This is a genomic window from Halobellus sp. EA9 (assembly GCF_051195055.1).
In the GTDB taxonomy this organism is placed as follows: Archaea; Halobacteriota; Halobacteria; order Halobacteriales; family Haloferacaceae; genus Haloquadratum; species Haloquadratum rubicundus.
In genome coordinates this window covers 65,916-92,842 of record NZ_JBNTJW010000011.1, presented here as the reverse complement: position 1 = coordinate 92,842, position 26,927 = coordinate 65,916, and the positions used below count along the sequence as shown (strand labels likewise).

Sequence of the window (26,927 nt, the reverse complement as noted above, 5' to 3'; positions counted from 1 at the left end):
GAGGGGGCGGGTGAAATCGCTTCCGACACTCTCGATTACCTCCCGGATCGCTGTTGATTTTATTCGTCACTGTTTGGCTATATATTGTTGAATCAGAATCTTTATGCGGCTGATACAGAAGTTCCATACGATCGTATGACGAAACGACGTGCGTTTCTCAAGTCCGCGGGGGCCGTCGGGGTCGCCGGACTCATCGCTGGGTGTAGCGGCGGATCAGGTGGCGGCGGCAGCACGGCGACCGAGGGATCGTCCGACACGGCGACGGCGACGGCCACACAGACCGCGACGCCGGCCGCGGGGATGACCTTCGGCGGCGACGACACGGTCAACTTCGGCATCTCGCCGTCGGTCCCCCAGGAGGACCTCGAAGTCCAGTACGCGCCCCTGATGGATCACGTCGGGAGCTACCTCCGGGAGAACCACGACGTCCCGGAGGGCCTCTCAGTCAAGGGGAACATCGGCAGCAACTACAGCGCCGTGATCCAGTCGCTCGGGCAGGGCACGACCGACATCGCCGAGACCGGGCCGTTCGCGGCCGCGCTCGGCGTGAAGACCGGGAACGCCGAGATCATCCTCCAGCGGTACGGCTACGGCAGCTGGGAATACACGAGCATCATCGCGGTACCCGAGGGCAGCGACATCACGCAACTGTCGGACCTCTCCGGGAAGACGGTCGCGTTCTCCGACCGACTGTCGACGAGCGGCTGCCTCTACCCGCTGTACAGTATGTCCAAGCAGGGCGGACTCGACATCGGCAACCTCCCCGAGGGCAACGGCTCGCAGGCGGAGTTCACGCCCCGGTTCGCGGGCGGTCACGTCCAGTCGTACACGCTCTTAGAACAGGGACAGGTCGACGCCGCCGCGATGGGCGGATTCGTCCGCGACACCAGTACCGGCCCGACGTCGACCGAGTGGCAGAGCGTCGCCACCACGCTCCACGAGGACAACGGCCTGCCGCGCGCGCCGATCGTGGTATCGCCGGCCCTCAGCGACGAGGCCAAGACCGCACTGCAGGAGGCGTTCCTCGGCGCTCCCGACAGCATCTACTACGGCGCCGACGGCGAGGAGGGAACCGAAGACGACCTCTGGTTCAGCCGCGTCCGCAAGGCGTCCCAGGACCGGTATCAGGAGGTCATCGACGTCGCGAACGAACTCGGCGTCGGCACCGACATCTTCAAGTAATCATTCGTCCCGGCCGCCCGGCTACATCCGCGTCGTTTTTCGGGCCACCGGGCCTCCATCCACCCACCACTGACAGATGCCCACGATCGAATTCGAGAACGTCACGAAAATATACGGGGAGGACACCGTCGCGCTGGACGACGTGTCGTTCACCATCTCCGAGGGCGAGTTCGTCATCCTGCTCGGACCGTCGGGGGCCGGCAAGTCGACGATGCTCCGCGTACTGAACGGCCTCACCGATCCCACCGAGGGCACGGTCCGGATCAACGGCGTGGAGGTCTCCGGCAACCAGAGCGGGGTCGGGATGGTGTTTCAGGAGCACTACCTCATCGAGAGCAAGAGCGCGTTCGGCAACGCCCTCACGGGCGCGCTGTCCCGCAACGGACTGCTCCGGAGCCTGCTCGGCCTCCATTCCGAGTACGACAAGACCAACGCGCTCGAAGCGCTGCAGACCGTCGGCCTGCTCGACGAGGCCGGCCAGCGCGCCGAGTCGATGAGCGGCGGCCAGAAGCAGCGGGTCGGGATCGCCCGCGCGCTGGTGCAGGAGCCGGAGATCCTGCTCGCCGACGAGCCGGTCGCCAGCCTCGATCCCAAGGCCGCCCGCGAGGTGATGCGCTACCTCAAGAAGGCGGCGAGCGAACAGGACCTCACCTCGGTGACGAGCCTCCACCAGGTGAACATCGCCCGCGAGTTCGGCGACCGCTTCCTCGGGATCCGCGACGGCGAGGTGATCTTCGACGGCGACGCCGACGACCTCACGATGGAAGAGATGGACCGCATCTACTACGGCGGCGAGGCCGGCGACGAGTCACTCAAGAACGACCCGACGGGCACCGATTCGGTGCCGTCCGGAACGCCCGGAGCGAACGCCGCCGCCGACGGAGGTGACGGAACGTGAGCTCCGAATCCGCCGGCTCCGACGTCCGGGAGAAGCTCCGCTCGCTGGACCGGCTGCGACGCCTCCGCTACCTGCTGTGGTTGGCGATCGTCGGGTTCGTCCTCGGGGTGACATACTGGGGTTTCGGCTTCATCGGATTCCAGCCGCGCGTGGTCCTCGGTCGGCTCACCGCGATGTACGAGTTCATCGCGCAGGGCTTCTTCCCGCCGGACTTCCAGAACTTCACCGTCTACACGAAGGAACGCAACATCACCGGGCTCCGGGCCATCCCCGTGAGCTTCCGCAACTGGGGCCGGCCGATCTTCGAGAGCCTCGCGTCCGCGCGGCTGTCGCTCGTGAAGGCCAGCCTGGTGACGCTGCTGCTCGGATTTATGGGCACCGTGCTCGCGTTCCCGTTCGCGCTCGTCCTGGGCGTGCTGGGCAGCGAGCGCGTCACGCCCTTCCCGTTCAATTTCGTCTTTCGTGGGACGCTGAGCGCGATCCGCGCAATCCCTGCCATCGTCTGGATCTTCCTCTACATCCCGATCGGCCCGCCGAGTCAGATCACCGCGGTGCTGGCGATCGGCACCGACAGCATCGGGAACCTCGGCCGCCTGTTCACCGACGACCTCGAAGAGATCGACGAGGGGCCGATCGAGGCTATCCGGTCGACCGGCGCGTCGGGCACCCAGACGGTGAGCTTCGGGATGCTGAGCCAGGTGTCGCGCTCGTTCATCGCGTGGACGCTGTACATCTTGGAGATCAACACCCGGATCGCCATCTCGCTCGGCGTCGTCGGCGCCGGCGGCCTCGGGCTGATGATCCGGAACAGCCAGGACCTCTTCGAGTTCCAGCAGACCGCCGCCGGCCTGATTATGGTGTTCATCGTCGTGCTGGGTATCGAACTGATCTCCTCGCGGATCCGCGCCCGCCTGCGTCCCGGCGAGCACTCCGGCAAGGGCCTCGTCGAGGCGGTCCGGGACTTGTTCGACCCGAAGAAGTGGCTCGGCGTCGGAAAGCCCCGCGACTAGAACTCACCGAGGCTCGACTGCCCGCCCCCGCCCTCTCCGACGCCGGCGATGTCGGCCGCGCGGGCGATCGTCTCGAAGAACGTCTCGCGCTGGCTCCCGTCGTAGAGGGTCGCCGCCGGGTGGACGGAGATCACGGTCCGGTAGCTCCGGTCGCCGACCCGGGCGTCGACGACGTCGCCCGCCTCGTTCGTGACGGCCACCGACCGGTCCAGCAGGTGCTCTGAGGGCACCTTCCCGAGCGTCACGAGTAGCTCCGGGTCGACGGCGTCGAGTTCGCGTTCGAGGTGGCCGCGGCAGTTCGCGAGCTCGCCGCTCCTGGGGTCGCGGTTCTCCGGCGGCCGGCACCGCACGCAGTTCGTGATCCGGACGTCCGCCCGGGCGAGGCCAGCATCCCGGAGGGCCTCGTCGAGGACGCTCCCGGAGCGTCCCACGAACGGCTCGCCCTCCGCGTCCTCGTTGGCGCCGGGGGCCTCGCCGAGGAACACCAGTTCGGCGTCGTCGGGGCCGACCCCGTTGACGATCCGCGAGCGCGACGCGACCAGGTCGGGACACCGCCCGCAGGCCGCGACGTCGGGCCCGTCGGTCCGCACGGTCGCGTCCCCGCCGTCGGCGTCGCCGCCTCCATCCTGGGTCATATCGGAGAGGCGACCGGGCGCGACTTACCCGTGACGGTCCTCGCCGTCTTCGTCCGCCTCGTGGTCGTCGCGGGCGCGCCACTCCCTGGCCCCGCGGGCGGCGAGCCGCGCGACCCGCAGGGGCTCGGGGCGGCCGCCCGCGGGCGTGAAGCCGCGGACGACGCGCTCGGCGTCGTCACCGTCGAGTCCGAGGCCCCGCACGAACACCGTCTCGTCGTTCACCTCCATCTCCCGGCGCGGCGGCAACCCCTCGTAGACGCCGAACCGCGCGTCGCGCGCGTCGCCGTCGAAGTGCTCGCGGAGCGCGGTCTCGAGCCCCGGGCTGTCCTCGTAGGAGACGGCACAGACCGGCCGGTCGGCGGCGTCGACGACCGCCTCAAGATCGACGAGGTTGAACCACGCGGGCGCGACGCCCGAGAGCAACACGTACTGGACGTCCTCGCGGGCCGTTCGATCGACGACGTCGCAGACGGCGTCGGTGGCGTCGAGACCGCCGACGGTCGCCGTCGCGAACCCGACGCCGTCGACCGTCCGGTCGGCGCGGACGACCGCGCCGCAGAAGACACAGCGGCCGCTGGCCTCGTCGGTCGACTCCGCGATGCCGAGCGCTCGCGTGCCCGGCTTCACCTGCGAGTTAGCCCCCGCCGGCCGCGCCGACGTTCCACTGTCGCCCCCGCCGTTCGCCCGGCGGTGGCGATACCCCCGGTCGCACGGTTCGGGTCGTCACTCCTCTTTGATGTCTTTGAGCCGATCCAAGAGTTCGTCGTTCGATGCCCCGATTTCGAACTCTACGTCTCCCCGGTGGTCCGCCTGGGAGGTAGCGACGCCGTCGTCGTCTTCGAGATCGGTATCGAAGTCCTGATTCTCTTGTTCGGACTCGTCGTAGCTCCCAAATCCCATACACGGATAGATACCGTCGGCAGCGGTAAAAAACACACGCAGGTCCGAGACCGAATCCGGTGACTGGGAGGCCCCGCCGACCGCGACGCCAGAGCCTTTTTCGCCGCGGCTTCGAATCGGGAGGTATGGAGATCCACACCGTCACCGAGGGCGCCGAGGAGTTCACCTGCAACGCGTACCTGCTCGCCGGCGAGTCGTCCGCACTGGTCGATGCGGGCACGATGCCGGGCGTCGAGGACGTCGTCGCCGACCACGTCGACGACCTCGACGCGGTGGTCCTGACACACCAGCACCGCGACCACGTGGGCGAACTGGATGCCGTTCTCGATCGGTTCGACGCCGACCTCTACGCCTACGGCGATCACCCACGGCGGACCGCGGCGCTGGAAGACGGACAGACGATCGAGCTTGCGGGCGAGGCCTACGAGGTCGTCCACACGCCCGGCCACGCCGACGACCACGTGTCGCTCGTCGGCGAGGCGCGCGTCTTCAGCGGCGACGTCGTCGTCTACAACGACGGCGCCTTCGACGACGGGAGCTTCGGCCGGACGGATATGCCCGGCCAGTCCCGCGAGGCGCTCATCGAGAGCCTCCGGCGGCTGCTGGACCGGCTGCCGGAGACGGTGGAGGGGCTGTACGCGGGACACGGCGACGTCTACCGCGCGGATCCGGCGGGCGAGGCGGACTCGGTCCGCGACGTGATCGAGCGCGCGCTCGACCGCGCCGAGCGGCGGGAGCCGAAGTACCCCGACGAGTAGCGCGGCTCCCCGCCTGTATCCCGCTTCGGCGAGCGACGGCCGTCGGGGTCAGCGGCGGATCGCCCGCCGGACACTGCCGTCCCTCGCCCTAAATATTATTTTCGTTCACTACAAACCGGCTGGCGATGCCGACATGCGAGAACTGCGGCTCGTTCGTCACCGCGGAGTACGTCCGGGTGTTCGCCCCGAACGGGATGGAGAACCCGCGCGTCTGCCCCAACTGCGAGGACAAGGTCCGAGACGGGGCCGACGTCCGAGAGGCCCGAGCGACGCGGCACTGACGCGGCGGATTCCAGCCTCTTTTTACCGCTCCGCGCCGTCTCGACCCCATGAGCAAACTCGAGGCGTTCCTCGCGGGCGAGCGCCACGACGACGTCGCGCTGTTCCTCACGGAGTTGTACCTCGACAGCCAGCACAAGCTCCCGAAGATGGGCGAGACCGTCGAGAACGGCTACGTGCTCGTGGTCCCGGGCGACGACGGCCGGCGGGCGTTCTCCGCGGGCACCGGGATGGACGCGATGGAGTTCGCCCGCGGCGCGATGGAGCGGCGGGGCCACATCTCCCGGTCGCTGGACGGCGGCGAGTGTCCGGCGCGAGAGGAAGGCGACGCCGGCGGCGAGGCCGACGCTGACGGGACGGACGCTCACGAGGTGGAGTTCATCTTCGCCTTCTCGGAGGCGCAGAACGAGGAGGTCGGCGGCCTCTACGAGCGCGGCGACGTGGTCCACGCGTACGCGCACTGCGCCTGCGGCGCGAGCTACTCGGACAAGTGGGTCGTCGGCGCGGAGGGGGAGACGGGCGTCCAGCCCGGCGAGTCCGAGCCGGCCGAAGCGGAGTAAGAGCGAACAGCCGACACGGCCGCCCCCGCGCCGACGTGTCGGGCAACCGCGTCCCGGCGCGGGGCTGGCGTCACACCACACCGCGGCTGGCCGCGTGTTCGTATATAAGCGTTCGCGCCGTCGCGCTTATTCCGTCTTCGCGCTTATACTGTCGGACACAACTGTTTCAAGATATTCGCCGCCCCGGGCGGCGAAATTCTTCACAGACTTGTGTCCGACAGTATTACTCCGCGGACGAATCGTCGCTCTCTTCTTCGGCTTCGCTTTCGACGTCGGCCGCGACTTCCTCGAACGCCCGGAGGATCACCCGCTTCGCGGTCGATCCCTGGGTCGTCCAGTGGTGAGCGTAATCGAGCATATCGTCGTAGATCTCGGGCTTGCAGCCCGCGGCGCGCGGGTGACCGCCGCCGTTGACCTTCCGAGCGACCTCGTGGGCGCGCTCGAACCCCTCGGAGCCGCGGATGCTCGCGCTCCCGGCGGGCTTGACGATCACGGCCCCGTCGGCGCCCTCCTCGCGCAGCGCCTCGGCGACCTCGTTCTGCGAGCACCGGCCGTAGGTGACGCCGATCGTCCAGGGGCCGACCGACTTCAGTTCCGCGCGGGCGACGGCGGCCTCGATCAGCTGCTGTTTTTCGACCCGCCGGAGTTCGATGTACTCTTCGACGACGTCGGGGAGGTCGACGCCGAAGACGCCGACGACGGTGACGTACTCCTCGGGGTCGGCCCAGTAGGCGTAGTCCGCGAGGTCGTCGCTCCGTGGGTCTTCCTTCAGCCAGAGGTCGTGGTCGCGGGTGACGGCCGCGAGCTCGGTCCACCGCTCGTCGAAGTCGTAGTCGAGTTCGCGGAGCGTCACGTCGGTCGAGCACTCCTCGTCGGACGCGCCGACGACGAGGTCGGCGCCGGTCTCGCGGACTTTTTCGGCCGTTTCGTCGTCCCACTGGTGGTGGTCGTACCAGGCGACCGACGCCGCCAGGTCGGAGACGGCGGCGAGCTCGTCTTCGATCCACGCGTACTCGTCGGGACAGATGTCGCAGACGTAGAGGTCGATCCCCGCGGGCGCGTACTCGGCGACGTGTTCGAGCGCCTCGTCCAGCGAGTACGGCCCCGCGCCGACGAGCGCGACCGTCGAGCGCGCGGCCGCCTCGTCCGTCTCCTCCTCGTCTTCGTCGCTCTCGTCGTCGGCGGGCTCGTCGCGCTCCCAGCGCTCGACGCGGTCTGTCACCGACTCCTCGAACGTCGCCCACTCCAGGGTGGCGTCGTACATCTCCCGAACGAGCGCGACACAGCCCAGCCCGTCGGCGTCGGTGTCGGCGACGACGACCGCCTCCGCGCCGTCGACCGCCTCGGCGATCCGCTCTTCGGTCCGGTCTTCGTCCAGGGAGTCCGGGTAGAAGAAGCCCGTCCCCGGAAGCTGTGACTTCCGCGGGAGCGAGAGGCTCGCGCTGTCGATGAGTTCGTCTTCCATACCCCCGACGACGGGGGCCGCGGTGAAAACCGACGTGGTTCCGCGGGCGCGTCCGCCGGCCCCGTCGGTCAGCCCGCCTGCTCGGGCGTCCCGATCAGCTCCTCGTCGCTCTCGTCGGTGGCGAGCTGTCGGACCGTGAGCACCGGCACCGGACACGTCCGGACCACGCGCTCGGCGACCGACCCGATGAGGAATCGGTTCTCGCCGTGTCGGCCGCGGGTCCCCATCGCGACGACGTCAGCGTCGACCTCGCGGGCGTACTCGTCGATCACGGAGGGCGGGTGGCCCTCCTCGATCGCGCCGGTCACCTCGCGATCGGTCGACTCGCGGACCTCCGCGATCGCTTCCGTGCCCCGGTCTTCGAGCGCCTCGGCCATCTCGACGCGGAGCCGCTCCGGCGACGAGGCCACGTCGCCCTCGTCGATGACATAGAGGCAGTGGACCGCCGCGTCGAAGCGGTCGGCGAGGTCCAGCGCCACGTCGACGGCCCGCCTGACGCTCTCGGAGCCGTCGGTCGCGATGACGATGGTCTCGAACATACCCCCGGATTCGCCGGCGTCCGGGATAAATCCCCGCGGGCCGCGGCGGTCGGGAGCGGGCGCGCCGATAGTATGTGGATTTTTGCCGCCGGGCGTCGCAGAGGGGAGTATGACCGACCGCCGGCCGCTGTCCGTCGACCTCGTGCTCGTCCCGGTGGACGCGAGCGACGAGTCGACGGAGGCGGTAACGTACGCGACCGCGATCGCCGACGAGTACGACGCGGGCGTCCACGTCGTCCACGTGCTCGGCGAGGACGTCGTTGAGGCCATAGAGGAGGGACGCGTCGACGACGAGGCGGTCGCCGCCGACGGCGAGGCGATAATGGAGTCCGCCGAGTCGATCGCCGCCGAGCAGGGCGTCGAGCTCTCGACCTCGGTCGCCTACGGCTTCTCGACGAAGATGAAGCTCCGTCATCCCGGAAGCGTCGTCCTCGACACCGCAGAGGAGCTGTCGGCGGACTTCCTCGTCGTCCCCCGCGAGCCGCTGTCGGGCGATCCCGGCGAGGTGCTCGCGAAGGCCGCCGAGTACGTGCTCCTGTACGCGAGCCAGCCCGTGCTGTCGGTCTGAACGGTCGATTCTGCCTTCCCGTCATCCACCCTCGTCGCGCCCGTCGGCCAGTCGGATCGCCATCTCCAACTCGAAGCTCTCGGAGTCGCTGACCTCGAAGCCGATCTTCTTGTAGAGGCCGACCGCGGGGCTGTTCCACCGCTCGACGGTGAGCCACACCTTCTCGACGCCCTGTTCGGCCCCGTAGCCCAGCAGGGTCTTCATCAGGCGCGTGCCGATCCCCGCCTCCTGGTACTTCTGGAGGACGAAGATCGCGAGCTCGTAGGCGTCCTGGTCGGGCACGAGCGTCGCGTGGCCCGCGGCGTCGTCGTCGTCCCACGCGATGACGTTGAGGCAGTCGCCGCTCAGGATGTTGTCGAGCCACTCGCGGACGCGCCGCTCCTGGCTCGGCGGGATGCCCTGGGCGCGGTCCGCCGGGTCGAACGCCACGTACATCGACGCGAGCGCCTCGTACTCCGCGTCGCTTCCGTCGTACGCGCGGATCTCGATCTCGCGGCCCTCGCGGTCCTCGAAGGTCAGGGGCGGCCCCTCGAACGGCCCGGCCACCGCGTCGGGGAACAGACGGTCTCGAGTCATCGGACGAGCGTCACGCTGACGTGGGAGTTCAGGAGGACGAACTCGGCCGTACTGCCCAGTTGGATCTTTCCCATCGGACTGGTCGTGCCGCCGCCGATGACGATCCGATCGAAGCCCTCCGATTCGGCGATGTCGACCAGTTCGCTCCCGGCGTCGGCGTCCAGGTACCTGATCTCCGCGGTGAGGCCCCGCTCGTCGAGGGCCTGCTGTACGTCGGCTTCGATGTCGTCGACCGACCGCTCGCCGCCGTCGTCGATGATCGCAACCGTCAGATCGTCGCCCGCCTCGACCGCGCGCTCGGCAGTCCGCTCTAGCGCCTGGAGGGAGTCGTCGCCGGCGCCGAGTCCCAGCAGAATTCTCATACGCCGGATGTCGACGGCGGAGTAGAAAAATCGTCGGGTACGAACTACGGCGACGCGTCGGACTCCATAGGGCTCGCTTCCCGTTCGATCTCGTGGACCGTCAGGTCGTCGTCGAAGGTGAGCGTGATCGAATCGCCCTCGTACGCGTAGGTGACTGCCACGCGCCAGGGATCCTCCGAACGGACGTCGTACTCGGGAATGTCGATAGGCAGCTTCAGCGGATTGTGTTCACGGATATTGAGCCCGTGTTCGTAACAGAAAGCGACGACTGCCGGATGCAGATAGCCGGGGAACTCGATCGTCGTGCTGATGAACCAATGACAAATCGAACAGGTGAACGTGATCGCCGGATCCGATCCCTGTGCATCGTCCGGTACGGCTTCGGTATGTCGATAGTCGATCTTCGATTGCACGTCACCACTGCAGTACGGGCAGAACCCCTGAGTCATCGCGAAGTTGTCCATCCAGAATCGGTGACGGTACGCATCCGCCACCGATTCTGGTCTGCTCGGATCGAATCCGCTGGGCCGAACCGGATTCACACCGATAATCTCGTCGCAGTGTTCGCACTCGCCGTACACGCGGTGGTCCTCGTACCGGATCGACAGCGGCTTCCCGCACTCCTCGTGGTCGAGGTCCAACTCGAACGGGCCGACCGCCTCGCTCCCGCTGAGAACGCCCGATCGGACGAACTGGTAGATCCGGAGGCCCCGGAGCGTCAGCCGGTAGCCCTCCTCGGTCCGCTCGACGTACCCCTGTTCGCGGAGCCTGTCGAGGTGATAGGTGGTCTGTCCGCTGTCGGACAGCCCGATCTGCTCCATCAGTTCGGAGAATCGCCGGGTGCCGTACCGCCCGTCTCGGACGACGGCCCCGAGGCTCGCGATGATCCGGAGCCGAGTCTCGTTGGCGACCGCCTTGAGCGCTTCGTCGTCGAGTTCGACGTGGTCCGGCGGTTGTCGGCTCACGCTCGGGCCTCGTCGCCGAGACGGAAAACGATTCTGTCAGTGGGGGTTCTCGCTCGGGGGCGATCGCCGTCGCTGTCGCCTTCGTCGACGCCGTCGGCACGGGCCGCAGGCTGCGTGTACGAAAGGTGCGCGACCGTCGCCGGTGCAGAGGCACAAACACCGGACGACGCCCGGCCGAGTTACCACCCCGGCGTATTATTTCACTCGACGGGAGTTGAAAAATCCGCGGTGAAATTTTCTTCACAAACGGCGCCGACACGAATTCGACCGTGTCGTGATGCGGTTTCGCCCCGGCGACAGAACGCTTTTTGCCGTCGGCGCGACACGCGGCAGTATGGACGACGACGCCGAGGCGCCGACGCCGGACGCGCCGCGGGCCGACGAGGACGTGGACCGCCCGGCCGAGCGGAGCGACGCCGGCGGCGACGAGACGGACGCCGACGTCGATCCGGACGGCGACGGCTCGTCGAGCGCCCCCGATCCCTCGGATACCGACGGGCCCTCCGATACCGGCGACTCCTCTGGGGTCGGCGACGTCGCCGCCGGCGATGCGGCGGCTGACACCGACGACGCGGCCGGCACAGCCCCCGAGGACGGGACGCCGGCCGACGTGCGGAAGTACGCCCGGTTCAAGAAGGTCGACGGCGCGCAGTACGACCGCGTCAACGACTTCCTCCGGGACCGCACGTACATCACCGCCCGCGAGTGGGCGATCGCCCGGCTGTGTGCGGACTTCCGAACCGAGACCGGCGTCGAGATGACCAAGATCGGCGAGAACCTCCCCGAACTGGTCCCCTTTATGACCGACACCTACACGCCGCAGGCGGTCAATCAGGCCCGTTCGTCGTTCGAGGACAAAATCCGAAAGTCGGGCGCGACGTTCCTCTACGGCGCGATGTCGGGATTTTTCACCGCCGAGGACCTCGACGAGATGATGTACGAGGTCACAGAGATCGCGAAATTCTTACTCGAGGTCGAGGGCGTCGACCTCTCCGTCGAGGAGGAACTGGAGGCCGAAGAGCGGATTTCGAGCGTGATGCGGGAAGTCCGGGAAGCGAGCGCAGACCTGCGGGCCGAAGAACTCACCGAAGACGCCGACGACGCGTAATCGGAGACGGTATCTTCTGTCGGGAGCTCGTCGGTCACCCGGCCGCCGATAGATCGCCGACCGATCGTCGACCGACCGTCGAGTAATTCTCCACCGGCTGACGTATATACTCGCTGTCCTTCCGAGATCCGTTTCTGGAGGTTTCTCGACTCATTCGCGTAGGAATCCACGTTATCGAATCTAACGCGATCGAATATCTCGTCTTACAATCCCGCCGAAACGGCGGTACATATTGTATAAACACGTACCCGCAGGCTGGTACAGTTTGTACGTGCAAGACTTCCTTACGACTAACTATACAAATATAGGAAAGATTCTTTTAATCATCTTCAAGCTTCCACTGATGACGGTAATGTAAGCGCAAACGACTGCAAATCGATCGAAATAGCGAACAATTCGAAATCAACTAAAGCGTCGGTTCGGGGGGTGTGCCAGTGAGCGTCATCGTCTACGGGCTGGCGGCGATCATCGCTGATGATGGTCATCGGGTTCTACGTCTCCCGGAAGGTCAAGGGCGACAGCATCAACTACATCGTCGCCGGCCGGGGGCTCACCCTGCCGCTGGCCGCCGCGACCCCCGCCGCCGACGACTGACCGCCGACTGCGGCAGCGACTCGCCGCTCCGGAACCCACCGAGCACGCGCCGCTCAGATCTCCACCGTCTCGCCGACCGCCGGCGCCGACGCCCGGTATCCCTCCCCGTTCAGTTCCGCGGCGAAGGCCTCACAGCGATCGCCGTGATTGACGAAGACCGGCACGTCGCGGTACTCGGAGAGTAGCTTCAAGAGCCCCTCGCGGTCGGCGTGCGCGGAGAAGTCGTACCACTCCACCCGGGCGCTGATCGGCATCACCCGCCCGTCGATCTCGGCGCGCCCCCGCTCTAGGAGATCGCGTCCGGGCGTCCCCTCGACCTGGTAGCCCGTCAGCGCGATCTTGTTCGTCGGGTTCGCCCTGATCGCCGGGACGTAGGTCATCGCCGGCCCGCCCGAGAGCATCCCGCTCGTGGTCACGATCACGGTGTTCTGGTCGGCGATGCGTTTCCGCTGGCCGTCGCGTCCGTCGACGAACCGGGCGTTCGACTTCGCGCGCCGGAGCGCGTCGGCGTCCCGGACGAACTCGGGGTGTCGCCGCAGCATCTCGGTCACGCCCTTTCCCATCCCGTCGACGTAGCAGTCGATGTCGTTGGCCTCGCAGACGAGCAGTATCTCCTGGGTCCGGCCGATGGCGAACGCCGGGACGACGACGGTGCCGCCCTCCCAGACGGTCGCCCGGAGGCTCTCTGCGAACCGCCGTTCGATCGCTGCGCGGGCCTCGTGTTCGACGTCCGAGTACGTGCTCTCACAGATCACGGCGTCCGCGTCGGGGCGGGCGGTCGACGCCGACACGAGCCGCTGGTCGTCGGTGTGGAAGTCGGCGGTGTACAGCAGGCGCGTGTCGCCGTCGTCGACGAGAACGTGGGCGCTCCCGGGGATGTGGCCCGCGTCGAACAGCGTCACCTCGTGGCCCGCGGCCTCGAAGGACTCCCCGTAGCCGTGGGTCTCCGAGACCTGCGTGACGCGCCGGACCTCCTCCTCGGTGAACGGGCAGTCGTAGGTCCCGCCGTGGAGCCTGAGCGTGTCGCGGGCGAGCGTCAGCGCGAGCTCCCGGGTGGGCGGCGTCCAGTGGATCGGCGGTCGGCGGTCGCCGGACAACAGCGAGGGGATCGCGCCGACGTGATCGAGGTGGCCGTGGGAGGCGACGACCGCCTCGGGCTCGGGGGTCTCGACGGGGAACTGCGGCGGATTCCCGGTCAGGGTTCCGTAGTCCAAGAGCAGCGAGCCGTTCACGAGGATGGCGCTCCGTCCCACCTCGCGGGCGCCGCCGAGAAACCGAACGTCCATCGCGTCCCGCTACCGACTCCGTCCGCTTGGGTCCGTCGCTTTCGCGTCAGTTCTGTTCTTCGTTCGGCACCGCCCGGACCTCGAACTCGCGATAGCCGCCGTAGGCGGTGTCGAGCGCGCCCAGCCACCAGTTCCAGCGGTCGGCCACGCTGGAGTCCTCGGGCGCGTCGTCGAGGTTGCGGACGATGGCCTCGATCGTGAGCGGTTCGCCCCGGTCCTCGGCGACGACGCCCGCGTCCGCGAGGTCGCGGGCCTGTCTGGCGACGACGCGGTACTCCGCGTCGGTGCCGTCGAAGGCGTCTTCGAGCGCCTCTGCCAGTTCGTCGGCCTCGAAGCGGGCCATCTCCAGCGTCGGGGTCTCGGAGTCGCCGTTTTCGGTCATAGCTCTGCCTACGTGATCGACAGAAAAGAATCCGCCGACGCGCGTCCCGATCAGGTCCACCACTCGCTCCGGACCTCTTCGTAGGAGGCGTCCCGGAACGGCGGCGGCTTGTCCGCGTCCGCCTCGGCGCCGAAGCCGTACGCCAGCCAGTAGCCCGTGTGCCACGCCACGGCGTCGGTGTCGAGGTCGACGAGCGAGACCCGGAGCTGCGAGTAGGTCTCGATCGCGCCGTCGCCGTCGGGATCCCAGCCTCGAATCTCTCTACAGGACGCCGCGCCCGACCCGCACGGCGAGGTCCCGACCGATCGGACGGCGATCTCGGCGTCGCTGGCGTTGTCGACGCGCGTGAAGGTGATGTTGGTCGGCATCCCCGGCGCGTCGTCCTCGTAGTACTCCAGCGCGTGGCGGACCTGCTCGCGGGCGCCCGCGGGGTCGGACGCGTTCGCGACGTCCACGTAGACGGTGAAGTCGGCGTCGTCCCACGGGAAGGCGCGCTCTGTCGCGTTGAGTCGGGGCTCGGTGAAGAGCACCGACCGACCGGCCATGATCTCCTGCGGCGCGTCGTCGTGCCGGAGGCCGAGGGTGTGACCGAGTTCGTGCTCGATGATCCGCACCGTAGAGTCGTCCGAGAAGCCGGTGCGGACGTAGACGGTCTCGGGCCGCGTGATCTGCCGGCGGTCCTCGATCAGCGGCGCACAGCCGGCGGCGTCGTCGGCGCCCTCACAGACCGGGACCGTGTCGACGAACTCGACGATCAGATCCGGGTTCGACGCGTCCGGCCGGACCGCGTAGTCGACGGGGAACCCCGCGAAGCGCTCGGCGCTGGCCTCCCAGTAGGCGGTCGCCTCCTCGACCAGCGGCGTCCACTCCCGGCCGGTGCCCGCGGTGTCGCGGACCGCGACCACGATCGGCTCGTCGCCCCACGGACTCCGCCGGTCGGCGACGGCCGTCGGCGTCGCGGTCGGCGTCCCCGAGGGCGTCGTCGCCGTCGGCTCGGCGGTCGTCGCGGTCGGTCCGGTCGTCGTCGGAGACGCTCCGCCGGTCGTCGTTGCGGGCTCGGTCTCGGCCTCGCTCGCGGGCTCCGTCGCCGGCAACTCCGCGACCGGGCTCGCACAGCCCGCGAGCACGACGAGGAGCGCGAGGCCCGCCGCGACCGCGACCCCGGACGACCGGCTCGGCATACGTGCGGAGAGGGCCGTCGCGGCAAAGAAGGTTCGGTACCGGCCGACGGAGTCGAGGTGGAATGCCGAAACCGACGCCCCTCCCGCCGGCGCCGCCGCTCTCGGGCGTGAGCGGCTGAGAGGAGTAAGCCCCCTTCTGTTCGGCTCGGCATTCGGCTGAGCGTCAGCGCCCTGTCCGGACTACCTTGTCGGCGCTGACTTGCACCGGTGAGGATTCGCCGTTCCATCCGTTCTCGGCCGTCTGCGGCCTCGCGGCCGCGGGCCCTCCGCGGGTCAGCTCCCCTGCCTTGCGGTCGGGTTCGCGCGTTCGCGTCTCCGCGAACGCCGCCGACGGCGAGGCCGTCGACGCGCGTCATCGGTCGGGCCGAGGGGTCTCGTTTCTGTTCCAGAGCCAGCCGTCTCCGACTCCGGGCTTGCGCCCGGTCACCCGTCCGGACGGTGGGGGGACTTTCCTCATCGGTCCGGTCGGACCGACGGGGGCCGAGCTCTCTCTGCCGATCGGACGTTGGGCGGAGATCCGGATAAGCCGTTCGGTCCCCCGGTTTCGTCGGTCGAACGCGTCGGCGGCGGGACGCGAGAAAATGAACTCGGTCGTCAGTAAGTCCGGACATCGATCCAAACCCCGCCGAACCGACGCTCACAGCCGTATACGTCCGAGATAGAAGGGAAGCGTTCAAGTCGGGCGAGCGCCTCCACGAATGTATGTCCGAGGCGCAGACCGTTCGTCTCTCCTACGACGACGGGGCGAGGGCGGTCGAGCTAGCGCGTGAATCGGTCGAATCGTACGTTCTCCACGGACAGCGCGAACAGCCGGGCAGTATGCGGGACGCCTTCTACGCCCGCACCGGCGCGTTCGTCCGCATCCGGTCCACGCGCGGTCGCGGCCGCCTCCGGGGATGTGCCGGCGCGTACCGCGGCAACGACCAACTGGGCCACGCGATCGTCGACGCCGCGATCCAGGCCGCCTCCGGCGACTCCTGCGGCTCGGAGATCGAACAGCCCGAACTGTCGAACCTCACCATCTCCGTCTGTGTCGTCTGCGACTACACACAGACCGACCGACCGCTCGACGACGTCGACCTGGGGACACACGGCGTCGTCGTAGACAAGGACGGCAACCACGGCTGGCTCTATCCGACGATCCCGATCGAGAACGGCTGGAACGAAGAACAGTTCCTCACCCACGCCTGCCGGAAGGCGGGCCTCTCCCCGCTCGCCTGGCAGGACGACGACACCACGGTCACGCTTTTCGACGGTCAGGTCTTCCGCGAGCGCGCCGACGGCGGCAGCGTCGAAGAACTGTAAGCGACGGCGCCGACGCCGACGCCAGCGACGCCGACTCTGACGGCCGACACGCGACCCTCGACAGCCGAGTGGCGACGATCGTCCGCCGGATCGCCGAGTCGATATGACTACCGCCGAGTCCCCGGCCGCCGCTACAGGTGCGACGTGTCGCCGGAGAAGTCCAGCCGCCACTCGCCCGCCTCCGTCCCCTCCTCACCGCCGATCCGTTCGACCCGCGTGAGCCCGCACAGCTGCGCGTCGACGCCGTCCGTCGAGCCGACGAGCCCGTCGACCACGCCGCCGACGGTGAGGCCGTGGCCGACCACGAGGACGGTCCCCGGCTCGTCGGCGACGATCCGACGGACCGTCTCCCCGACCCGCGCCGTCGCCGCCGCGCCCGTCTCCGGGAACGTCGGCTGGACGTACGGCTCGCGGTCGGCCCGGATCGTGTCGAACCGCGCGGTCAGTTCGTCGACGGGGAGCGTCTCCGGCTCGGCGTCGAACCACTCCGGGTTCCGGTGTTCGCCGAGTCCCGGTTCGAGCCGTCCCTCCCGTCCGATCTCCCGGCAGATCTCGTCTGCGGTCTCGACCGTCCGCAGAAACGGCGAGGCGTAGACGGCGTCGAACGGCGGCCCCGACTCCGCGAGCCGGCGGCCGACGCGCCAGGCCGCCCAGCGCCCCAGTTCCGTCAGCGGCGGGTCATAGAGCCGCTCGGCGTGCGCTTCCCAGTCGGGGTCGACCGTGTCCTGCCGTTCGCCGTGTCTGACCGCCCAGACGACGTCCGCCATACGACCCCTACGCGGTCGCGATGCATAGCTTCCGCGCCGGGGCGGGGCGGATCGCTGTCAGCGGTGGGGCGGTGGGTCGACGGGTCGGCGTTCGAGATGGGAATGGGCCGCTACTCCGCGCCGTACGCACACAGGTCCGCGTCCCGCGCCGCCCGCTCGGCCGCCGCGTCGATGTCGAACGCGACGTCCTCGACGACCTCGCCGTCGCGGAGCAGCGGCTGGAGGAGCACCTCGCCGTCGTCGGGGCCGTCGCGGCCGCGCAGGCCGACGTGGTGGCCGCCGTCGGTCGTCCGGTAGACCTCCTTCGCGCCGGTGAGCTTGCCGCGCTTGGCCGCCGGCTCGCCGTCGACCTCGACGATGTCGAGCGCGAAGTCGACGGGGTCGGCGTTGGAGACGTAGCCGCCGACGCCGAAGCCGTCGGCGACGTCCCGGAGCTCGCGGAGCTCTTGGGGACCCAGTCCGCCCGAAACGAAGACCCCGACGTCCTCGTGGCCGTGGGCGTCGAGCGTCCAGCGGACCTCCTTGATGATGTGCCGAAAGTCCCCGCGGCGCGAGCCGGTGGTGTCGAGGCGGACGCTGTCGAGGCGGTCGCCGAGGGCTTCGGCGGCCCGCAGCGCCTCGTCGGTCTCGTCGGAGTAGGTGTCACACAGCGCGACCCGCGGCACGTCCTCGCCGACCGCCTCGTCGAAGGCGGTCCAGGCCTCTTCCTGGTTCCCGCGGCCGAAGCAGATTACGAGCGCGTGCGGCATCGTCCCGCCGGCCTCCTTCCCCAGCACGTCCCCCGCGGCGACGTGCGAGAAGCCGTCGAGGCCCGCGACCAGCGCGCTCCGCTCGATCATCGCCGCCACGGAGGGGTGGACGTGGCGCGCGCCGAACGAGAGCACGAGCGAGTCGGGGGCGGCCCGCCGGACGTCGAGCGCGGCGGTCGCGACCCCTGAGGCGTGCGAGAGGAAACCTAGGATCGACGTCTCCAGCCGCGCGAACTCCAGGTAGTCGCCCTCGATCCGCATCACCGGCCCGCCGTCGAAGAGCCGCCCCGACGGGATCGCGTCGACGTCGACGTCCCGCCCTTCGAGCAGCGCCGCGACGTCCTTCACGCCCGCCAGGAGCTCGTAGTCGCCGTCGGGGAACTGATCGGCGGTGATCTCCGCGACGACGCGGGGGTTCCGCCCGGCGTGCCGGAGCGTCGTCTCCGTCCGGTCGAAGTACGCGTCGGTCGCGCTGCCCTCCCGGATCGCGTCGGGCCCGACGATGTCGAAGTCCATACGCGGGGTTCGACCGGCGCGCTGAAAAATTCACTCGTTCGTCCGCCGAATCCGAAGGGGATTCCTCTTCAACGACGCGGACGCTCGGCCGCCGCTGCTACGACGACTGAGACGACCGGGGCCGGATGTCGTTGAGGTCCGACACCGTCGGGCCGTTCACGATCGTCACGCGCGTGCCCGACCGGGTCACGCGGAAGGCGTCCGCGTAACTGCCCTCGGGGACGACGTAGGTGTTCTCGGCGCGCTGTTCGGCGTCGAGGGCGTCGAGGATGGCCTGGTACGCCCGCCGGAACTCCCTTGCGTCCTGCGCTGTGTCCCACTCGGTCACCCAGACGTAGCCGTACTTCTCGCCGCCGTCGACTTCCTTCTGGTAGGGGAACAGCCGGTCGTTGGCCCACCCTGCCGACGGCTCGGCGTCGTAGTTGTAGGTGTCGTAGGGGCCGTCGGCGTTCCCGAGCGTCCGCGGGTCGATCGTCTCGGCGTTGGCGGTCCGGGCCTGGTACCAGAACATCACGTACATTGACGCCTCCCCGACGGTGTCGGAGCCGTCTTCTCCCTGCTCAGGGAACGTCTCCCAGCCGTTCCGCGCGCGGTCGCGGTAGGTGATCGGCGTCGGCGTCTCCGAAGTGCGGTGGATGATCTGCTCGGAGGAGACCGGCGGCTCGCGGAAGCGCTCCTCGACGGCCCCCCAGCCCCCGGTGCTGACGAGGTCGTGGACGTAGACCGGGCCGTCGGAGTAGGGCTGAAAGATGGTCAGGAAGATGCCGAGGTTCGACGGGCCGGCGCCTCCGCCGCCCCCGCTGCCGCCGCTGGGGGCGGGCGTCGGGACGCACTCCCACGCGGCGCCGCACCGCTCGACGTACCGCTGTTCGATGTAGCTCGCGTCGCCCTCGACGAGCCCGTCGGTCGCGAGCTGGGCGTCCTGGGTCTCGCCCCCGTACTTCGACTTGGTGAGGTCGTAGTGCTGGTCCTGGAGCGCGTGGACGAGCTCGTGGATCAGGGTCGTGTTGCTGATCGTCGGCGACTCGGGCGTTCCGGTGATGACCTTGATCTCGTCGTCCGTGGGCGAGTAGAAGCCGGCGACGGCCGCGCTCCGGGTGCTGCTGATCGCCGAGCCGCTCCCCTGGGACTCGCCGACGACGAACAGCGCCTCCCAGACCTGGTCGTTCCACTGGCTGTACTCGCTCGGCCCGGACGACGAGTCGCCGCCGGACGAGCGGTTGCGGTACTCCGCGCGGGAGATGGCAGACACCGGGACGCGTCGCTCGAACTCGCGCCCGCGGAGGTACTCGACGCGGGCCATCCCCCGGCCGACGTACGCCCGGAGTTCGCCGTCCGAGAGCCCGTCGGACTGGTCGACGTCGATCGACTCGTTGTGCCAGTAGCCGTCCTCCCAGCCGAGCGGGTCGCCGGCCGGGTCGTCGAAGTCGGCGTTCGGGACGCCGACCTCACCGCCGGGGCCGCCCGCCGGATCGGCTTCCATCACCGGCGCGGAACAGCCGGCGAGCACGAGCAACAGGGCGACCGCCGGAACGACGAGACCGCGTCTCAGCCTCATTGACGGGAAAAGGGTCCACGCGGGGAAGTGCCTTTCTGCCGGGCGTCGCCGGCGTCCGCCGACCGCCGTGGGAGAACGCATTTGCCGCTGTGCCGGCGACGTTCGAACACCGATGCCAACGTTCGACGCCGAACGCACGGCCCTGGTCGTCGTGGATATGCAGAACGGCTTCTGCCACCCCGAGGGGAGCCTCTACGCGCCCGGGAGCGAGGCGGTCGTCGACGACGTCGCCGCGCTCGTCGCGGACGCCCGCGACGCGGGCGCGCAGGTCGTCTACACACGCGACGTCCACCCGCCCGAGCAGTTCGACGACGCGCACTACTACGACGAGTTCGAGCAGTGGGGCGAACACGTCCTCGAAGGGTCGTGGGACGCCGAGCTCGTCGACGATCTCGACGTGCGCGAGTCCGACCACGTCGTCGAGAAGCACACCTACGACGCCTTCCACCGGACCGAACTCGACGGGTGGCTCTCGGCCCGCGGGATCGACGACCTCGTGTTCTGCGGGACGCTCGCGAACGTCTGCGTGCTCCACACCGCGGGGAGCGCCGGCCTCCGGGACTACCGGCCGGTCCTCGTCGAGGACGCGATCGGCGCGATCGAACCCGATCACCGCGAGTACGCACTCGACCACGCCGGCTGGCTGTTCGGCGAGGTCACAGCGCGCGAGGAAGTCGCCTTCGAGGAGTAGCGCGGCGCCGCCGTCTCACCCCAGGCGGATCGGGTCGTCGCTGTCGCGGATCGACACGCGGACCCGCTCGCCGACCGCGAACGTCCGGTCCGGACAGACGAGCTTCGCGCCGAACTCCGGGTCGATCCCGGCGAACAGCGACAGCCCCGTGATCCGGTCGCCGTTCGCGAGGACGTCGACGTCGCGCCAGGCGACCGTGCGGCCCGTGCAGTCACCGACCGAGTGACCGAGGAACGACACCGCGCCGTCGGTGCCTCTACTCTCACCATCGCCGAGTGAGCGACTTCCGAGCGCTCCGCCGCCGGCGTAGTGGGCGAAGCCGCCGTCGAGGGCGACCTTATCTCCCTCTTTTCCGGCTCCCGCGTTCACAACCCCGCCGATCCCGGCGAACCGCTCGCCCGGCGCGGGATGGGCCGGCGCGTCGAGGAGGGCGTACGTCTCGCCGACTTCGATCACCCGGCCGGTGCCGTCCCACGACAGCGGGTCGACGTCGGCGGCGACGTCGATCGGCAGCGACCCGCCGGCGCGGTGGAGATTCTGGTCACTGCGCCGGAATCCGAGGTGGACGTGGTTTCCGACCCACGGCGCGAAGAAGCCCGAGCGGATCATCGGCCCGAGCGAGTCGCCGACGGCGACGCGGTCGCCGGCCTCGACGGTCGGGCGGACGTGGAGGATCCGGGCCACCAGCCCGTCCGCGGATCGGTCGTCATCTCCCGCACTGACGCCGAGCCCGCTCTCCTCGCTGTCGACCGCGACGAGGATCAGGAACTCCTCGTCGGCGGCGTAGGACTTCGGCGGCGCGCGGACGGTCCGCGTCTCGATGACCTCGCCCGCGACCGGCGAGCGGGCGTCGTTCCCCTCTGGATAGAGGTCGATCGCACACCCCGAGTCGTGCGCCGGGTACGGAGAGTTATACAGCGAGAAGCGGCGATAGCGACGGAGCGTCGACGCCGGGAGCCGAACGGACGCGTCGCTCGACGACGCGTCTTCGCCCCCACCGCCATCTCGGCGCGAACCTCTCGTCACCGGGGCTCACCGACCATACCGGACCGGCGGACCGAGAGCGCTTAGGCTCGTCGGCACGTAGTCCGACCGTGATCGAACGCGTCCGACCCGACGCCGACCGGGTCCGCGTCATTCGCGGCCGCGCGCCCACGCTCGACGCCGATCGGTCGGTCCTCGACGATGTAGTCGCCCGCGCCGTCGACAGCGACGCGCCGGCGCTGCGGGTCCGGACGCCGCACCGACAGCTCGCGTTCGGCCGTCGGGACGCGCGCTCGGACGGCTACGAACGCGCTCGCGAGGTGGCCGAACGCCGCGGCTACCCGCCGATCGAGCGGGCGGTCGGCGGTCGGGCCGTCGCCTACACCGGGACGACGGTCGCCTTCGCGGCCGTGATTCCCGCCGAGGATCCCCAGCAGGGGCTCGAAGACCGCTACGAGGCCGCGACGGCGGCGGTCGTGCGCGCCCTGCGGACGATCGGCGCGCCCGCCCGCCGCGGCGAGCCCGAGGCGTCGTTCTGCCCCGGCGACTATTCCGTGCAGGGCCACGGGAAAATCGCCGGGCTCGCACAGCGGATCGGTCGCGACGCGGCGCGCGTCTCCGGCATCGTCGTCGCCGATAGCCACGCGGAGATCGCCGCCGTTCTCGCAGAGGTGTACGACGCGCTCGACGTCCCGTTCGACCCCGATTCGGTAGGGAGCGTGGCACGAAGCGGCGGCCGGGCCGCCTCTGAGACCGTCATCGACGCGATCGTCGACGCGTTCTGCGGCTCGCTCGCGCGCGAATCAGTCGACGTCGACTCGATACGGGACCGTTCGACCAGTCGCGGCGTCGACGAGCCGAACCGCCGGGCTTAGGTCGCCTGCGGCCGACGCCCGCGTATGTCGACGCTCTTTCGCGACGCGCGGCTCGCCGACGGGCGGGTCCGCGACGTCCGCACCGAATCGAGCCGGATCGCCGAGGTGGCATCGTCGGTCGACGCCGACGCGGACCGCGTCGTCGACGCCGACGGCCGGCTGCTCCTGCCGGGCGCCATCGACGCCCACGTCCACTTCCGCGAGCCGGGTCACGGCCACAAGGAGACCTGGACGACCGGCTCGCAGAGCGCGGCCGCCGGCGGCGTGACGACGGTCGTCGACCAGCCGAACACGACGCCGCCGACCGTCTCCGGCGCGGCGTTCGACGAGAAGGCGTCGCTCGCTGAGGCCTCGGTCGTCGACTACGGGATCAACGGTGGCGTCACGCCCGACTGGGACCCCGAATCGCTGTTCGACCGGCCGCTGTTCGCGCTCGGCGAGGTCTTCCTGGCGGACTCGACGGGCGATATGGGCATCGAGGCCGACCGCTTCGCCGACGCGGTTGAGCGCGCGGCCGCCCGCGACGTGGTCGTCACTGTCCACGCCGAGGACGCCGACCTGTTCGACGCTGCCGCCCGCGACCGCGACGCGGGCGGCGTCGGCCGCGACGCCGACGCCGACGTCTGGAGTCAGTTTAGGTCTCCGGAGGCCGAGGCGGCCGCTGTCGAGCGCGCGGTCGAGGTCGGCGCCGAGACGGGCGCCGAGATCCACATCGCCCACACGAGCACGCCCGAGGGCGTCGACGCCGCGGTCGCGGGCGGCGCGACGTGCGAGGCGACGCCGCATCACCTCTTCCTCTCGCGCGAGGACGCGACCGAACTGGGAACCTACGGCCGGATGAACCCGCCGCTCCGCGGCGAGGAGCGGCGCGCCGGGCTCTGGGACCGCCTCGTCGACGGCGACGTCGACATCGTCGCGACCGACCACGCGCCGCACACCGTCGAGGAGAAGGAGGCCGGCCTATGGGACGCGCCGAGCGGCGTCCCCGGCGTTGAGACGATGCTGCCGCTGCTCCTCGAACGCGCGCGGCGGGACGAGATCTCCTACGAGCGCGTCCGCGACGTCACCGCCGCGAACGTCGCCGACGTCTTCGACCTCCCGAACAAGGGCCGGATCCGCGAGGGATGCGACGCCGACCTCGTCCTCGTCGACCCCGAGAACGCCCGCGAGATCCGCGGCGACGACCTCCACTCGAAGTGCGGGTGGACGCCGTTCGAGGGCCGGACGGGCGTCTTCCCGGACCTCACGATGGTCCGCGGTCGCGTGGTCTTCGACGGCGACTCCGTCACCGACGAGCCGATCGGCGAGAACGTCCGGCGGTAGCGCCCTCGCGTCCGACCCCTGCGGTTCGGCTGGAGATCGGTCTCTGTGGCCGTTCACTGGCGTTTTGGCGAACAGCCGACACCCGCGACCGACCCGCGCCGACGTGTCGGACAACCGCTGACCGACGCGGGGCCGTTCTCAGTTCACGAACAGCCTGGCCTCGGTATCGTATATAAACGCTCACGCCGTGAGCCGCTGACCGCGACTCACAGCCGCCGGTCGTCGAGCGCGGGGAACGACTCCCGGACCTCCTGAATCTCGTCGCGGTCGATCGTCGCGTTCGCCGCACCGGGTTCGCGGCCGGCGTTGGCGCGCTCGACGCCCCAGGGATCGACGACGACGCTCTCGCCCGCGAGGTCGACGTCCCGGACCGATCCGGCGAGGTTCGCCGCGACGAGGAGCGACTGATTCTCCACTGCGCGCGTCCGGGCGAAGAGGTGCCAGTGATCGCGCCGCTCGCTCGGCCACGCCGACGTGACGAGGAGGATTTCGACGCCTTCGTCGACGAGCGAGCGGTAGAGCGCCGGAAACCGGAGATCGTAGCAGGTCGTCAGCCCGAGCGTGCCGAGGTCGGTGTCGACGGCGCAGGGCGTTTCGCCGGGCGTGAGCCGACGCGCCTCCTCGGACTCGTAGCCGAAGAGGTGCATCTTGCGGTAGGTCGCGAGGAGATCACCATCGGGGCCGAACAGCACCGAAGTGTTGTACAGGTCGTCGCCCTCGCGCTCGACGATGCTCCCGCCGTGGAGGTGGATCGAGCACTCGTCCGCGAGGTCGGCGAGGCGCTCGGTGGTGGGCCCCGGCACCGATTCGGCCGCGTCGTCGTAGGCGTCGAACGCGAAGTAGCCCACCGGCCACATCTCCGGGAGGACCACGAGGTCCCCGCCGCGTTCGGCGGCGTCACGGATCCGAGCTGTGGCCCGGGCTCGGTTCCCCTCGGGATCGTTCCGCGCCGGGAGTTGGACGGCCGCGACGTGCATATTCGACCTTCGAGACGCGAGCGTGTAAAACCGGACGGCGAGTGGCACGCGCGACCGATCGTCCGCTCGGCCGTGCGCGAGTCGCACCGCCCGGCGAAAGCTATCTACCGTCGGCCGACGCAGGTGGCGGTATGACGGACCCCTTCGTCGTGATCGGCGGCGACGCCGCCGGTCTCTCGGCCGCGAGCAAGTGCCTGCGCGAGGACCCCGAGCGCGACGTCGTCGTCTTCGAGAAGAGCCGGTGGATCTCCTACGCTCACTGCGGCACCCCCTACTTCGTGAAGGACGAGGTCGACCGCCTCGAAGACCTCCTCTCGCTGTCGCCCGAGGAGGCCGACGAGCGCGGCATCGACCTCCGGCGCGGCCACGAGGTCGTCGCGGTCGACACCGACGCGCGGACGGTCACGGTCGAATCCGGGGTAGAGACCTTCGAGCAGGCCTACGGCGACCTCCTCGTCGCTACCGGGGCCCGCGCGGTCGACGCCCCGATCGACGGCGCGGCGCTCGACGGCGTCTTCACGCTCCACGGCCTCGACGACGCGGCGGCCATCCGAGCCTTCCTGACGCCGCCCGAAGAGTTCGATATCGCGGACCTCGGCGGCGGCGACGCCCTCGACGCGTCGGCGGTCGAGCGATACGGCGAGCTGGCTCCTCCCGAGACGGTCGCGGTCGTCGGCGCGGGCTACGTCGGCGTCGAGATGGCCGAGGCGTTCGACGCCTGGGACCTCGACGTCCACGTCTTCCAGCGCTCCGAGCGGCCCGTTCCGGGCTTCGGCGACGCCGTCGGCGACGCGGTCGCGGAGGCGCTCCGGGGCGCGGACGTCACGACCCACTTCGGCGAGGAGGTCGTCCGGCTCCGCGGCGACGACGCGGTCGAGTCGGTGGTCTGTGATTCGGGCTCGGAACTCGACGTCGACGCCGCACTCGTCGGCATCGGCATCCGGCCCAATACCGAACTCGTCGACGGCACGCCGATCGAACTCGGAGAATCGGGCGCGATCGCCACCGACGCCTACGGTCGGACGTCGGCCGCGGACGTCTACGCCGCGGGCGACGTCGCCGAGATGCCCCACGCGGTCACGGGCGCGCCGACCTGGGACCCGCTCGGCCTTCCCGCGAACCGCGCCGGCCGGGCCATCGGCGCGACGGTCGGGGGCGACCCCACGCCGATCGGCGCCGTCGCCGACACGGCGATGGTGAAGGCCTTCGACCTGGAGTGCGGCCGGACCGGGATTTTGGACCCGGACCGCGCCCGCGAGGCCGGCTTCGATCCCGTCTCGGAGACGATCAGCGCCGGGTCGCGCTCGGGCTACTACCCCGGCGCCGCGGAGACGACCGTCACGCTCGTCGCCGACCGCGAGTCCGGCCGCCTGCTCGGCGGCAGCATCGCCGGCACCGATCGCGCGGCCGTCCGCATCGACACCGTCGCGACGGCGCTCGGCGCGGAACTGACCGTCGCGGAACTCGAACGCCAGGACCTCGGTTACGCGCCGCCGTTCAGCCCCGTCTGGGACCCGGTGCTCGTCGCCGCGAAGGTGCTGAACGGGAGCCTCTGACGCTCTCCCCACTTCCTGCTCGGGCGCGTGCTGTCGCGCGCTCCGTCGCCCGGCACACGCACGCGAGGGACGACGAGCGAGCGCCGCGAGCGAGGAATCGGCTGGGGAGGACGTGGTGGCCGGGCGGGACTGGAAGGAGCCGTCCGGATACCCGCGTCGCTCCTCACGTCGTTCGGAGCCGGCTCGACGGGCCGGGAGGGACTTGAACTACGGTCGCTGCTCGCTCCGCTCGCGACGCTCCCTAGTTCACGTCTCCCGACGAGCTCGAACCACGGCTCGCTTCGCTCGCCGGGTTCTCACGGGCCGGGAGGGACTTGAACCCCCGACCGTCTGGTTAAAAGCCAGACGCTCTGCCGAACTGAGCTACCGGCCCGCAGG

The 26,927-nt window shown here is 69.7% G+C and carries 29 protein-coding genes, 1 tRNA gene and 1 other RNA gene; 13 read left to right on the top strand and 18 right to left on the bottom strand.

The window, feature by feature from the left end; genetic code table 11:
- The first annotated feature begins 135 nt into the window (after nt 1-135).
- The 3 genes from phnD to ACQUQ0_RS14320 all read left to right on the top strand — a co-directional run bounded on the left by phnD (nt 136) and on the right by ACQUQ0_RS14320 (nt 3,090).
- Entirely contained in the window at nt 136-1,182 is a 1,047-nt protein-coding gene (phnD, locus tag ACQUQ0_RS14330; protein WP_435186044.1) for a phosphate/phosphite/phosphonate ABC transporter substrate-binding protein, read from the top strand.
- Between the two features lie 76 nt (nt 1,183-1,258).
- Nucleotides 1,259-2,080 (top strand): phosphonate ABC transporter ATP-binding protein, encoded by an 822-nt coding sequence (gene phnC, locus ACQUQ0_RS14325; RefSeq protein ID WP_435186042.1) that lies wholly within the window; start codon nt 1,259-1,261, stop codon nt 2,078-2,080.
- The gene (locus tag ACQUQ0_RS14320; RefSeq protein WP_435186040.1) at nt 2,077-3,090 is read left to right on the top strand and encodes a PhnE/PtxC family ABC transporter permease; all 1,014 of its coding nucleotides are present in this window, start codon (nt 2,077-2,079) and stop codon (nt 3,088-3,090) included. Before phnC ends, ACQUQ0_RS14320 begins: the two co-directional genes overlap by 4 nt.
- On the opposite strand, the gene ACQUQ0_RS14315 is transcribed toward ACQUQ0_RS14320, so the two are convergent.
- The 3 genes from ACQUQ0_RS14315 to ACQUQ0_RS14305 form a co-directional block, all read right to left on the bottom strand.
- On the bottom strand, nt 3,087-3,725 hold the full coding sequence (locus ACQUQ0_RS14315; RefSeq protein WP_435186038.1) for a uracil-DNA glycosylase: 639 nt from the start codon (nt 3,723-3,725) through the stop codon (nt 3,087-3,089). The genes ACQUQ0_RS14320 and ACQUQ0_RS14315 overlap by 4 nt on opposite strands.
- A gap of 24 nt (nt 3,726-3,749) precedes the next feature.
- Nucleotides 3,750-4,352, bottom strand: coding sequence for a DUF99 family protein (locus tag ACQUQ0_RS14310; protein ID WP_435186036.1), 603 nt, complete (start codon nt 4,350-4,352; stop codon nt 3,750-3,752).
- Nucleotides 4,353-4,448: 96 nt separating this feature from the next.
- A complete protein-coding gene (locus tag ACQUQ0_RS14305) occupies nt 4,449-4,625 on the bottom strand; it encodes a DUF5786 family protein (RefSeq protein ID WP_372387066.1) in 177 nt (58 codons plus the stop codon).
- Nucleotides 4,626-4,750: 125 nt separating this feature from the next.
- Here ACQUQ0_RS14305 and ACQUQ0_RS14300 point away from each other — a divergent pair, with 125 nt between their 5' ends.
- The 3 genes from ACQUQ0_RS14300 to ACQUQ0_RS14290 all read left to right on the top strand — a co-directional run bounded on the left by ACQUQ0_RS14300 (nt 4,751) and on the right by ACQUQ0_RS14290 (nt 6,222).
- Entirely contained in the window at nt 4,751-5,383 is a 633-nt protein-coding gene (locus ACQUQ0_RS14300; RefSeq protein ID WP_435186034.1) for an MBL fold metallo-hydrolase, read from the top strand.
- A 125-nt stretch (nt 5,384-5,508) separates the two neighbouring features.
- Nucleotides 5,509-5,664 (top strand): DUF7563 family protein, encoded by a 156-nt coding sequence (locus ACQUQ0_RS14295; protein ID WP_372387069.1) that lies wholly within the window; start codon nt 5,509-5,511, stop codon nt 5,662-5,664.
- Nucleotides 5,665-5,712: 48 nt separating this feature from the next.
- Nucleotides 5,713-6,222, top strand: a complete 510-nt coding sequence (locus ACQUQ0_RS14290; protein ID WP_435186033.1) for a DUF5807 family protein — start codon at nt 5,713-5,715, stop codon at nt 6,220-6,222.
- Nucleotides 6,223-6,445: 223 nt separating this feature from the next.
- Here the strand turns inward: ACQUQ0_RS14290 and ACQUQ0_RS14285 are convergent, their stop codons facing one another.
- On the bottom strand, nt 6,446-7,687 hold the full coding sequence (locus tag ACQUQ0_RS14285; RefSeq protein WP_435186031.1) for a DHH family phosphoesterase: 1,242 nt from the start codon (nt 7,685-7,687) through the stop codon (nt 6,446-6,448).
- Between the two features lie 68 nt (nt 7,688-7,755).
- Nucleotides 7,756-8,226, bottom strand: a complete 471-nt coding sequence (locus ACQUQ0_RS14280; RefSeq protein ID WP_435186029.1) for a universal stress protein — start codon at nt 8,224-8,226, stop codon at nt 7,756-7,758.
- Nucleotides 8,227-8,335: 109 nt separating this feature from the next.
- Here ACQUQ0_RS14280 and ACQUQ0_RS14275 point away from each other — a divergent pair, with 109 nt between their 5' ends.
- Nucleotides 8,336-8,794 carry a universal stress protein gene (locus tag ACQUQ0_RS14275; protein ID WP_435186027.1) on the top strand — a complete coding sequence of 153 codons (459 nt, stop codon included), beginning with the start codon at nt 8,336-8,338 and terminating at the stop codon, nt 8,792-8,794.
- Between the two features lie 21 nt (nt 8,795-8,815).
- Here the strand turns inward: ACQUQ0_RS14275 and ACQUQ0_RS14270 are convergent, their stop codons facing one another.
- From ACQUQ0_RS14270 to ACQUQ0_RS14260, 3 genes are read right to left on the bottom strand one after another with little or no spacing between them, the layout of a single operon-like run.
- Nucleotides 8,816-9,370, bottom strand: coding sequence for a GNAT family N-acetyltransferase (locus ACQUQ0_RS14270; RefSeq protein WP_435186025.1), 555 nt, complete (start codon nt 9,368-9,370; stop codon nt 8,816-8,818).
- Nucleotides 9,367-9,732: a universal stress protein gene (locus tag ACQUQ0_RS14265; protein ID WP_435186023.1), complete on the bottom strand. Its 366-nt coding sequence runs from the start codon at nt 9,730-9,732 to the stop codon at nt 9,367-9,369. Before ACQUQ0_RS14265 ends, ACQUQ0_RS14270 begins: the two co-directional genes overlap by 4 nt.
- Before the next feature lie 44 nt (nt 9,733-9,776).
- Nucleotides 9,777-10,697 carry a winged helix-turn-helix domain-containing protein gene (locus ACQUQ0_RS14260; RefSeq protein ID WP_435186021.1) on the bottom strand — a complete coding sequence of 307 codons (921 nt, stop codon included), beginning with the start codon at nt 10,695-10,697 and terminating at the stop codon, nt 9,777-9,779.
- A 334-nt stretch (nt 10,698-11,031) separates the two neighbouring features.
- Between ACQUQ0_RS14260 and ACQUQ0_RS14255 the strand changes: the two genes are divergently transcribed.
- Complete coding sequence (locus tag ACQUQ0_RS14255; protein WP_435186020.1) at nt 11,032-11,805, top strand: DUF5806 family protein; 774 nt, start codon at nt 11,032-11,034, stop codon at nt 11,803-11,805.
- 647 nt (nt 11,806-12,452) lie between these two features.
- Here the strand turns inward: ACQUQ0_RS14255 and ACQUQ0_RS14250 are convergent.
- The 4 genes from ACQUQ0_RS14250 to rnpB form a co-directional block, all read right to left on the bottom strand.
- Nucleotides 12,453-13,685, bottom strand: coding sequence for an MBL fold metallo-hydrolase (locus tag ACQUQ0_RS14250; RefSeq protein ID WP_435186018.1), 1,233 nt, complete (start codon nt 13,683-13,685; stop codon nt 12,453-12,455).
- 46 nt (nt 13,686-13,731) lie between these two features.
- Nucleotides 13,732-14,028 (bottom strand): hypothetical protein, encoded by a 297-nt coding sequence (locus ACQUQ0_RS14245; RefSeq protein WP_435186125.1) that lies wholly within the window; start codon nt 14,026-14,028, stop codon nt 13,732-13,734.
- An 89-nt stretch (nt 14,029-14,117) separates the two neighbouring features.
- Nucleotides 14,118-15,248 (bottom strand): matrixin, encoded by a 1,131-nt coding sequence (locus ACQUQ0_RS14240; protein WP_435186017.1) that lies wholly within the window; start codon nt 15,246-15,248, stop codon nt 14,118-14,120.
- Between the two features lie 113 nt (nt 15,249-15,361).
- An RNA gene (rnpB, locus tag ACQUQ0_RS14235) (RNase P RNA component) lies at nt 15,362-15,744 on the bottom strand.
- A 206-nt stretch (nt 15,745-15,950) separates the two neighbouring features.
- Between rnpB and ACQUQ0_RS14230 the strand changes: the two genes are divergently transcribed.
- Nucleotides 15,951-16,553, top strand: a complete 603-nt coding sequence (locus tag ACQUQ0_RS14230; RefSeq protein ID WP_372387094.1) for a TIGR00296 family protein — start codon at nt 15,951-15,953, stop codon at nt 16,551-16,553.
- Between the two features lie 131 nt (nt 16,554-16,684).
- Here ACQUQ0_RS14230 and ACQUQ0_RS14225 read toward each other — a convergent pair whose 3' ends face one another.
- The 3 genes from ACQUQ0_RS14225 to ACQUQ0_RS14215 form a co-directional block, all read right to left on the bottom strand.
- Nucleotides 16,685-17,320, bottom strand: coding sequence for a histidine phosphatase family protein (locus tag ACQUQ0_RS14225; protein WP_435186014.1), 636 nt, complete (start codon nt 17,318-17,320; stop codon nt 16,685-16,687).
- 110 nt (nt 17,321-17,430) lie between these two features.
- Complete coding sequence (locus ACQUQ0_RS14220) at nt 17,431-18,585, bottom strand: nicotinate phosphoribosyltransferase (RefSeq protein WP_435186012.1); 1,155 nt, start codon at nt 18,583-18,585, stop codon at nt 17,431-17,433.
- A gap of 97 nt (nt 18,586-18,682) precedes the next feature.
- Nucleotides 18,683-20,143 carry an Hvo_1808 family surface protein gene (locus ACQUQ0_RS14215; RefSeq protein ID WP_435186011.1) on the bottom strand — a complete coding sequence of 487 codons (1,461 nt, stop codon included), beginning with the start codon at nt 20,141-20,143 and terminating at the stop codon, nt 18,683-18,685.
- Nucleotides 20,144-20,255: 112 nt separating this feature from the next.
- Between ACQUQ0_RS14215 and ACQUQ0_RS14210 the strand changes: the two genes are divergently transcribed.
- A complete protein-coding gene (locus ACQUQ0_RS14210) occupies nt 20,256-20,834 on the top strand; it encodes a cysteine hydrolase family protein (protein ID WP_435186010.1) in 579 nt (192 codons plus the stop codon).
- Nucleotides 20,835-20,849: 15 nt separating this feature from the next.
- On the opposite strand, the gene ACQUQ0_RS14205 is transcribed toward ACQUQ0_RS14210, so the two are convergent.
- Complete coding sequence (locus ACQUQ0_RS14205) at nt 20,850-21,860, bottom strand: hypothetical protein (protein WP_435186007.1); 1,011 nt, start codon at nt 21,858-21,860, stop codon at nt 20,850-20,852.
- Between the two features lie 68 nt (nt 21,861-21,928).
- Here ACQUQ0_RS14205 and ACQUQ0_RS14200 point away from each other — a divergent pair, with 68 nt between their 5' ends.
- Nucleotides 21,929-22,693 carry a lipoate--protein ligase family protein gene (locus ACQUQ0_RS14200; RefSeq protein ID WP_435186005.1) on the top strand — a complete coding sequence of 255 codons (765 nt, stop codon included), beginning with the start codon at nt 21,929-21,931 and terminating at the stop codon, nt 22,691-22,693.
- Nucleotides 22,694-22,717: 24 nt separating this feature from the next.
- Nucleotides 22,718-24,016 (top strand): dihydroorotase, encoded by a 1,299-nt coding sequence (locus tag ACQUQ0_RS14195; RefSeq protein ID WP_435186003.1) that lies wholly within the window; start codon nt 22,718-22,720, stop codon nt 24,014-24,016.
- A gap of 206 nt (nt 24,017-24,222) precedes the next feature.
- Here the strand turns inward: ACQUQ0_RS14195 and ACQUQ0_RS14190 are convergent, their stop codons facing one another.
- Nucleotides 24,223-24,993 (bottom strand): carbon-nitrogen family hydrolase, encoded by a 771-nt coding sequence (locus ACQUQ0_RS14190; RefSeq protein ID WP_435186001.1) that lies wholly within the window; start codon nt 24,991-24,993, stop codon nt 24,223-24,225.
- Between the two features lie 131 nt (nt 24,994-25,124).
- Between ACQUQ0_RS14190 and ACQUQ0_RS14185 the strand changes: the two genes are divergently transcribed.
- On the top strand, nt 25,125-26,549 hold the full coding sequence (locus ACQUQ0_RS14185) for an FAD-dependent oxidoreductase (RefSeq protein ID WP_435185999.1): 1,425 nt from the start codon (nt 25,125-25,127) through the stop codon (nt 26,547-26,549).
- 299 nt (nt 26,550-26,848) lie between these two features.
- Here the strand turns inward: ACQUQ0_RS14185 and ACQUQ0_RS14180 are convergent.
- A tRNA-Lys gene (locus ACQUQ0_RS14180) sits at nt 26,849-26,922 on the bottom strand.
- Nucleotides 26,923-26,927 lie beyond the last annotated feature (5 nt).